Annotated in this window: 3 protein-coding genes; all 3 read left to right on the top strand. The window is 72.3% G+C overall.

What is annotated here, in order from left to right; translation table 11 throughout:
* Positions 1-851: hypothetical protein (locus N4P33_RS33685; RefSeq protein WP_313904629.1), on the top strand; the 851-nt coding region annotated here is incomplete at its 5' end.
* A 277-nt stretch (positions 852-1,128) separates the two neighbouring features.
* Entirely contained in the window at positions 1,129-3,360 is a 2,232-nt protein-coding gene (locus N4P33_RS33680) for an RNA degradosome polyphosphate kinase (RefSeq protein WP_399030614.1), read from the top strand.
* Positions 3,341-3,799, top strand: a 459-nt coding sequence (locus N4P33_RS33675) for a CHAD domain-containing protein (protein WP_260830727.1), incomplete at its 3' end; no start/stop codon positions are given. The genes N4P33_RS33680 and N4P33_RS33675, both read left to right, overlap by 20 nt.

The raw sequence follows: 3,799 nt of genomic DNA, 5'->3' as shown, positions 1-3,799 counted from the left end.
GGCTGCACCGGGCCGCGCTGGCGATCTGGGCCGCGGGCCTGGCGGCCGCCGTCGCCGGATACCTGTGGATGCACGCGCTCGGTGACGAGGCCCGCCGCGGTGCGGGCGCCTGCGCCGAACCGGCCACCGGCCGTCTCCCCTCCTGTACGGCGCTGGAGACGATCACCGCCGACGAGACCTACGCGACCGGCATCGCCCTGATCAGCACCGCCCTGGCCTGGCTGTGCCTGCCCGTGGCCGCCTGGGCGGGCGCCGCGCTGACCGGGCGGGAGCTGGAGAGCGGCACCATCCGGCTCGCCTGGACCCAGAGCACCGGCCCGGTCCGCTGGCTGGCCGTGCAGCTCGCCGTCCCCGCGGCCCTGCTCACCACCGGCGCGGCCGGACTCGTCCTGCTGAACCGCTGGGCACGCGGCGACGGCGATCCGGATCTCGTCGGCGACTGGTACAACGCCGACGTCTTCATCAGCACCGGCCCGGCGGCCCTGGCGTACCCCCTGGCGGGTCTCGCCCTCGGGGCGCTCGCCGGGCTGTACCTGGGCCGGACCCTGCCCGCCGCCGGTACCGCCCTCGCGGCGATTCTGCTGCTCTCCACCCTGCTGGACCACACCCGCGAGCTGCTGTGGCCGGCGGTCACCCGCAGCGCACCCGAGCGGTTCGAGCTGCCCCGCTCGGCCTTCCAGCTCTCCTGGGACACCACCACAGCGACCGACGGATCCCCCACCGTCACCGCCACGTTCCACCCCGGCTCCCACTTCTGGCCGCTGCACCTCATGGAGACCGGCATCGTCCTCGCCGTCGCCGTCCTCGCGGTCACCGCCGCGTTCGCGCTGGTCCGGCGCCGTACCGCCTGAAGCCGTATCCCGTACGCCCCGCGGTGCACGCTCTCGCGGACGTCGGGACCCGCCCGTGCGGAACCCCGCGAGCCGCCCCCCGCTAGCCCGCACGTCATGTCTCCGTAACCATCGATTCAGACTGGCTTGCGACGCTCGCCCAATGAATCCCGCCGCGCCAGAGCCTTCGCCGCCCCGGAGGGGCACCGGGGGGAACGGGGACGCCTCAGTGGCACCATCGCTCCCACCCGCGCTTTCCGACGCGCCCGTGACGCCGTTGGCGCGGAAGAATGGGTACATGAGCCAGCCGAATGCCCAGGCACAGGTACAGCACGCGCAGCCCTCCGTGGGCTCCATAGCCGCGCACCGCCCGCACACCGTCGCCGCCGTGGTCTCCGACCTCGAGCCCGACATCGACGCGGACCTCGACGGTTACGAGGAGTCGCCGAACGACGGCGCTCCGCTTCCCCAGGGCCGCTTCCTGGACCGGGAGCGCAGCTGGCTGGCGTTCAACGAACGCGTCCTGGAGCTCGCCGAGGACCCCGCCACGCCCCTGCTGGAGCGCGCCAACTTCCTCGCGATCTTCGCCAGCAACCTGGACGAGTTCTTCATGGTCCGCGTGGCCGGTCTGAAGCGCCGTATCGCCACCGGCGTCGCCACCCGCTCCGCCTCCGGCCTCCAGCCGCGCGAGGTGCTGGAGATGATCTGGGCCCGCTCGCGCGAGCTCATGGCCCGGCATGCCGCCTGCTACCACGAGGACATCGCCCCCGCCCTCGCGGAGGAGGGCATCCACCTGGTCCGCTGGAGCGAGCTGACGGAGAAGGAGCAGGCCCGCCTGTTCACCCTCTTCCGGCACCAGATCTTCCCGGTCCTCACCCCCCTCGCGGTCGACCCGGCGCACCCCTTCCCGTACATCTCGGGCCTGTCGCTGAACCTGGCCGTGGTCGTACGCAACCCCGTCACCGGTCACAAGCACTTCGCCCGCGTGAAGGTGCCGCCGCTGCTGTCCCGCTTCCTGGAGAGCTCCCCGGGCCGTTACGTCCCCATCGAGGACGTCATCGCCGCGCACCTGGAGGAGCTGTTCCCGGGCATGGAGGTGCTGGAGCACCACGCCTTCCGGCTCACCCGCAACGAGGACCTCGAAGTCGAGGAGGACGACGCCGAGAACCTGCTCCAGGCGCTGGAGAAGGAGCTCATGCGGCGCCGCTTCGGCCCGCCCGTCCGCCTGGAGGTCGAGGAGTCCATCGACCGCGAGGTGCTGGACCTGCTCGTGCGCGAGCTGAAGATCAGCGAGGCCGAGGTGTACCCGCTGCCGGGCCCCCTCGACCTCACCGGCCTGTTCCGCATCCACAGCCTGGACCGGCCCGAGCTGAAGTACCCGAAGTTCGTCGCCGGCACCCACCGCGACCTGGCGGAGGTGGAGTCCGCCTCGCCGCCCGACATCTTCGCGGCCCTGCGCCAGCGCGATGTGCTGCTGCACCACCCGTACGACTCGTTCTCCACGTCCGTGCAGGCCTTCATCGAGCAGGCCGCCGAGGACCCGGACGTCCTCGCGATCAAGCAGACCCTGTACCGCACCTCGGGCGACTCCCCGATCGTCAACGCGCTCATAGACGCCGCCGAGGCCGGCAAGCAGGTCCTCGTCCTGGTCGAGATCAAGGCCCGCTTCGACGAGCACGCCAACATCAAGTGGGCGAAGAAGCTGGAGGAGGCCGGCTGCCATGTCGTCTACGGCCTCGTCGGTCTGAAGACCCACTGCAAGCTGTCGCTGGTGGTCCGTCAGGAGGGCGAGACGCTCCGGCGCTACAGCCACGTCGGCACCGGCAACTACCACCCCAAGACCGCCCGCCTCTACGAGGACCTGGGGCTGCTCACCGCCGACCCGCAGGTCGGCGCGGACCTGTCCGACCTGTTCAACCGCCTCTCCGGCTACTCCCGCCGGGAGACCTACCGGCGGCTGCTGGTCGCGCCCAAGTCCCTGCGGGACGGGCTGATCTCGCGGATCGAGAAGGAGGCCCAGCACCATCGCGCCGGGCGTCCCGCGTACGTCCGCATCAAGGTCAACTCGATGGTCGACGAGGCGATCATCGACGCCTGCTACCGGGCGTCGCAGGCGGGCGTGCCGGTCGACGTGTGGGTGCGCGGGATCTGCGCGATCCGGCCGGGCGTGGAGGGACTGTCGGAGAACATCCGGGTCCGCTCCGTCCTCGGCCGCTTCCTCGAACACTCGCGCGTGTTCGCCTTCGGCAACGGGGGCGAGCCCGAGGTGTGGCTGGGCAGCGCCGACATGATGCACCGCAATCTCGACCGGCGCATAGAGGCGCTGGTCCGCGTCACCGACCCGGCTCACCGTGCGGCGCTGAACCGCCTGCTGGAGACGGGCATGTCCGACACCACCGCGTCCTGGCACCTCGGCCCGGACGGCGAGTGGACCCGGCAGGCGACGGACGCGGACGGCCAGCCCTTGCGCAACATCCAGGAGATGCTCATAGACGCCCGGAGGCGCCGGCGTGGCACAGCAACACCTTGACCCGACGGACCACTCGGACGGGCCGGTCCCCGCGGACGCCCTCGTGGGCTATCTGCGGGCCCAGGCCACCGAGTTCCTCCGCGCGCTGCGCCTGCACCGGGAGACCGGCGCGGGCGCGGCCGGCTCGGAGAGTTCCGTCGAGGCGGCCCGGGCCCTGCGCCGCTCGGCCCGCCGCATCAGCGGCACCCTGCACACCTTCCAGCCCCTGCTGGACCCCGACTGGTCCGAGTCCATGCGCCCGGAGCTGGCCTGGGTCTCCGGCACCCTGGCCCTGGAACACGCCTACGCCGCCCGCCTGGACCGCCTCCTCCACGCCCTGCACCGCCTCTCGGGAGCCCCGGTCCTGCCCCCGCAGGGGGTGAGCACGGTGAGCCTGCGGGGCACGTCGAGCGGCTCGGCGACGGCATCGGGCTCCCCGGGCAGGACGGGCACCGCGGCG

Source organism: Streptomyces sp. 15-116A (assembly GCF_025290915.1).
Classification (GTDB): Bacteria; Actinomycetota; Actinomycetes; order Streptomycetales; family Streptomycetaceae; genus Streptomyces.
Note: the sequence above shows the minus strand (reverse complement) of the source record. Positions and strands in the feature narration are given on the sequence as shown.